Raw genomic sequence first — 4,276 nt, 5'->3', positions numbered from 1 at the left:
CGGGTGCTCGCCGGCAGGGGGACGTGGCGAGCGGCCACCGGGGTGAAGGTCTTCACCGGGTGCCCGGACTGGTCGACGGCGTCGGCGGCCACCCGGGGCTGGAAGACGGTGCCGCCGTTGCCGAAGCTGGCGTAGGCGTTGAGCAGCTGGAGCGGCGTGACGACCGTCCCGCCCTGACCGAAGGCCATCTCGACGTTGTCTCCCACGTACCAGCCGCCGTTGGGGAAAGCCTTGGGGTTGGCGGCGTGCAGCCTCTGGCGTACCTGCGGGCTGTCGACCCGTGACACCGACTCACCCGGGAGGTCGATCCCCGAGGGCTCTCCCACCCCGTAGGTGTTGGCCATGTCCTGGATCGGGCTGAGGCCGTAGCGGGCCCGCTGGTTCCAGAACAGGTCGCCGAGGTTGTAGAAGTAGGCGTCGTCGGAACCGGCCAGGGCCCTGGTGACGTTCACCGGCCCCAGACCCTCCGACGCGAGGGTGCAGGCCCCGCTCGTACAGCCGGGAATCGTGTAGCTGCCAGCGTCGTCGTAGATGGTGTCGGGGGAGATGATCCCGCTGTTGAGCGCGGATGTCGCCGTGAGCATCTTGAACGACGAGCCGGGTGTGTACAGGCCGGCGATGGCCCGGTTGATGAGCGGGAAGTTGCCGGCCGGGTTCTGGAGATTGGCGTAGGCCGCCGAGCTGATGCCGCCGATCCAGACCGACGGGTCGTAGCTGGGGAACGACGACATCGCCAGCACCGAGCCGTCCCGGGGATCGAGGACGACGGCCGCCCCGGTGTGTACTCCCCCGAGGCTCCCGATCTCCTGGGCCAGGGCGCTGTCGAGCTGCCGTTGCAACCCGAGGTCGACGCTCGTCTGCACGTCGTGGCCAGGGACCGGCGGGGTCGAGCTCAGCGTGCCGAAGACCTGGCCGCTGGCGTTGACGAGCAATCGCGTCGTGCCCGGCTGGCCCCGCAGCCACTGCTCGGCCGATGCCTCGACCCCGGCCTGACCGACGAGGTCGCCCGGCTGGTAGCCCTGGTTCTTGCTCGCGGCCAGCTCGGTGCTGTTGATGGGAGCGATGTAGCCGGCGAGCTGGGCGGCCGTCGCCCCGTAGGGGTAGGACCGATCCGGCAGCGACTGGGCGTCCACCCCGGGAAAGTCGCTCTGGTGCTCTTTGAGGTAGATCGCCACGTCGTTGGTGACATTGGTCTTCACCGGCACCGGCTTGAACTGGCTGTACTTCGGATCGTTCAGCCGCTGCTGGATCTGGGCCGGCGTCATGCCGAGCAGGACCGCCAGCCGGGCCACGACCTCGGGATGGATCTTGGCCGAGTCGCGGCTCAGGGTGATCGCCTGGGTCACCGAGTCGTCGACCAGCACGCGGCCGTAGCGGTCGACGATCCGACCGCGCGGTGCGGGGTCGTAGACCGAGCGCACGCCGTTGCTGACAGCGGCGCTCTGGAAGCGAGGTGAGTCGAGCACCTGGAGATACCAGAGGCGCACGAACATGGCGACGAAGAGCCCGGCTACGACCAAGCCGACCAGACCCAGGCGGAGCCTGGTCGAGTCACGCTCCCGCCCGCCGAAGCCGACCGGCTTCATCGGCTCTCGCTCCGCACCGGCGTGTACCAGGCGCCACTCGGCCGACCGAGGTTCATCGCCCACCGGGCCAGCCGAGCGGTCGGTGCGGCGAGGAGCCCGTTGACCACTGCCACCACGATCGTGACGGTGGCGAGATGGGCGTGGAGCATCTGTCCCTCGCCGACGGCGGCTCCGAGCCCGGCGTAGAGCACCACCCCGGCGGCACTGGCCAGCGTCGCCGTCAGGGGCGTCACCCACCAGCCTCCCCCGAGTCGGTCGCCCCCGGTCATCCCGACACCGAAGCCGACCAGGGTGTAGACGAGCGCCGACAGGCCGAAGGGCGTACCCACGAACAGGTCGGCCAACAGGCCGGACACGAAGCCCATGGCCGCTCCCCGCTCGGAACCACCCACGAGCCCGAACGCGATCGGCAGCAGCAGCATCAGGTCAGGATGGGCGCCGCGGACCTTCAAGGCATCCATCAGCGCCTGCTGGATGATGAGGACGACCGCAACGATCAGGACGACGCGCCCACGAAGCAGTGCGGTCACGACTTAGGTGCCCACTGCATCACCGCGACGAACTGCAGGCGGGCCAGATCGGCGACCGGGGCGAGGGTGACGGCCTGCTCGAACGAGCCTCGAGGCACACCGCTGGTCAGGACGGTGCCGATGGGGACCCCAGGTGGATAGATGCTCTGCTGGAGGCCACTGGTGTACATGAGCTCGCCCTTGTCGACCGGCACCTGCGGCGGGATGAGGTCGACCCGCACCGGCGCCCCCGTTCCCTGACCGGCCGCCACGGCCAGGTTCCCGGCGGGTCCGAAGCGCACACCCACGTTCGACGTCGGATCGGTGACGAGCAGGACCGTCGAGCGGCTCCTGGACGCCACCACGACCCTGCCCACCAGGCCCGACCCCGACACCACCGGCATGCCCGTGTCGATGCCGTCGTCCCGGCCCTTGTTGAGCTGGATGCTGGCCTCGAAGTTGGATGCGGAGTTCGCCACCACCTCGGCCGGCACCGTGGGGATGTTCTGCGCCCACGGCAGGTTCAGCGTCTTGAGCAGCGCCTGGTAGCTGGCCTGGGCGTCGGCCGACTGGAGGGCCTGGGTCTGAAGGCGGCTGTTCTCGGCCCGCAGCCGAGCGTTCTCGGACTGCAGCGACCCGTAGTGCGCGGCCCCGTCGAAGAAGTTGCCGATCGGTCGGGTGACGTCTCCGACGGCGGACTGCACCGGAGCGAAGGCGTCGAGCGCGTCGCCCTTGATCGAGTTGATCACCGAGTCGGCGTGGCCCCGGTAGGCGATCGTGATGATCGTCACCGCTGCCAGCACCAGCAACAGCAGTGTGAACCTGGGCCGGGTCGAGCGTCGGGTCAGCGCCACGACGCCACTCGCTACCGCGAGCTGGAGGAGATCAGGACCTGCTTCAGGGCCTCGAACTCCTCGAGGCACTGACCGCTCCCGATGGCGACGGAGTTCAGGGGGTCCTTGGCCACGACGATCGGCATCCCGGTCTCACTCTGCAGGCGGGTGTCGAGCCCGTGCAGCATGGCGCCGCCACCCGTGATCACGATGCCCTGCTCCATGATGTCGGCGGCCAGCTCCGGCGGCGTCTTGTCCAAGGTCACCTTCACGGCGTCCAGGATCGATCCCATCGGCTCGTCGATGGCTCTGCGGATCTCCTCGGTAGTGGTCACGATGGTCTTGGGCAGACCGGTGATCAGGTCGCGCCCGCGGATCTCGGCATGGAGCTCCTCGGACAGCGGGCAGGCCGAGCCCAGCGCGATCTTGATCTCCTCAGCCGTGCGCTCGCCCAGCGCCAAGCTGTACTCCTTCTTGATGAACGAGATGATGGCTTCGTCGAGCTCGTCGCCACCGATGCGGATCGACTGGCTGGTGACGATGCCACCGAGGGAGATGACGGCCACCTCGGTGGTGCCGCCGCCGATGTCGACGACCATGTTGCCGGTCGGCTCGTGCACCGGCAGGCCGGCGCCGATGGCGGCGGCCATGGGCTCTTCGATGATGTAGGCCGGCTTGCGGGCGCCCGCCGACTCGGCCACCTCCATGACGGCGCGTTGCTCGACGCCGGTGATGCCCGACGGCACGCAGATGACCATGCGGGGCTTGGCGAACTTCCGGGGGCCCTGCACACGCCGGATGAAGTAGGCCAGCATTTTTTCGCACAGGTCGAAGTTGGCGATGACCCCGTCGCGCAATGGGCGGATGGCCTGGATGTGGCTCGGTGTGCGGCCGATCATCCGCTTGGCTTCGAGGCCGACTGCGAGGGGCCGGCCGTCCTTCACGTTGACCGCGACGACCGATGGTTCGTTGAGCACGATGCCCCGGCCGCGCTCATAGACCAGGGTGTTGGCGGTGCCCAGATCGACGGCCATGTCCCGGCCGAACCGTGAGGTGAAAGCGCTGTCAGGCAATGTGGCCGGTTGCGATGTCAGCGCTCAGAGCCACAGGGTAGAGAATACCTGAGTCGGCCAGGCGAATATTCGCCGGCTCGCCTACGCTCCGGCATGAACCGAGGCGACATGTGCATTCCCCTGGCCTGGGCCCTGTCCTGACGGAGCCGACGGGGCGCCGCTGAGGAGGCGGGCCCGCCGGGCCTGGCGCCGGGACATCACCCGGAAGACGATCAGATGGATGGGCCACAAAGCCCGCCAGTACGCAAGCCCGAGCAAGCCTTTCGGCCGCAAGG

4 protein-coding genes are annotated in these 4,276 nt (G+C 68.8%); all 4 read right to left on the bottom strand.

Annotation, left to right across the window (positions count from 1 at the left end):
• Positions 1–1,586, bottom strand: a 1,586-nt coding sequence (locus VH112_11980) for a penicillin-binding transpeptidase domain-containing protein (protein HEX4540954.1), incomplete at its 3' end; no start/stop codon positions are given.
• Positions 1,583–2,116 carry a rod shape-determining protein MreD gene (gene mreD, locus VH112_11975; protein ID HEX4540953.1) on the bottom strand — a complete coding sequence of 178 codons (534 nt, stop codon included), beginning with the start codon at positions 2,114–2,116 and terminating at the stop codon, positions 1,583–1,585. The genes VH112_11980 and mreD, both read right to left, overlap by 4 nt.
• On the bottom strand, positions 2,113–2,949 hold the full coding sequence (gene mreC / locus VH112_11970; protein ID HEX4540952.1) for a rod shape-determining protein MreC: 837 nt from the start codon (positions 2,947–2,949) through the stop codon (positions 2,113–2,115). Before mreC ends, mreD begins: the two co-directional genes overlap by 4 nt.
• A gap of 11 nt (positions 2,950–2,960) precedes the next feature.
• Positions 2,961–4,001 carry a rod shape-determining protein gene (locus VH112_11965; protein ID HEX4540951.1) on the bottom strand — a complete coding sequence of 347 codons (1,041 nt, stop codon included), beginning with the start codon at positions 3,999–4,001 and terminating at the stop codon, positions 2,961–2,963.
• Between the last annotated feature and the right edge of the window lie 275 nt (positions 4,002–4,276).

Source organism: Acidimicrobiales bacterium, from assembly GCA_036270875.1.
GTDB lineage: Bacteria > Actinomycetota > Acidimicrobiia > Acidimicrobiales > AC-9 > AC-9.
Note: the sequence above shows the minus strand (reverse complement) of the source record. Positions and strands in the feature narration are given on the sequence as shown.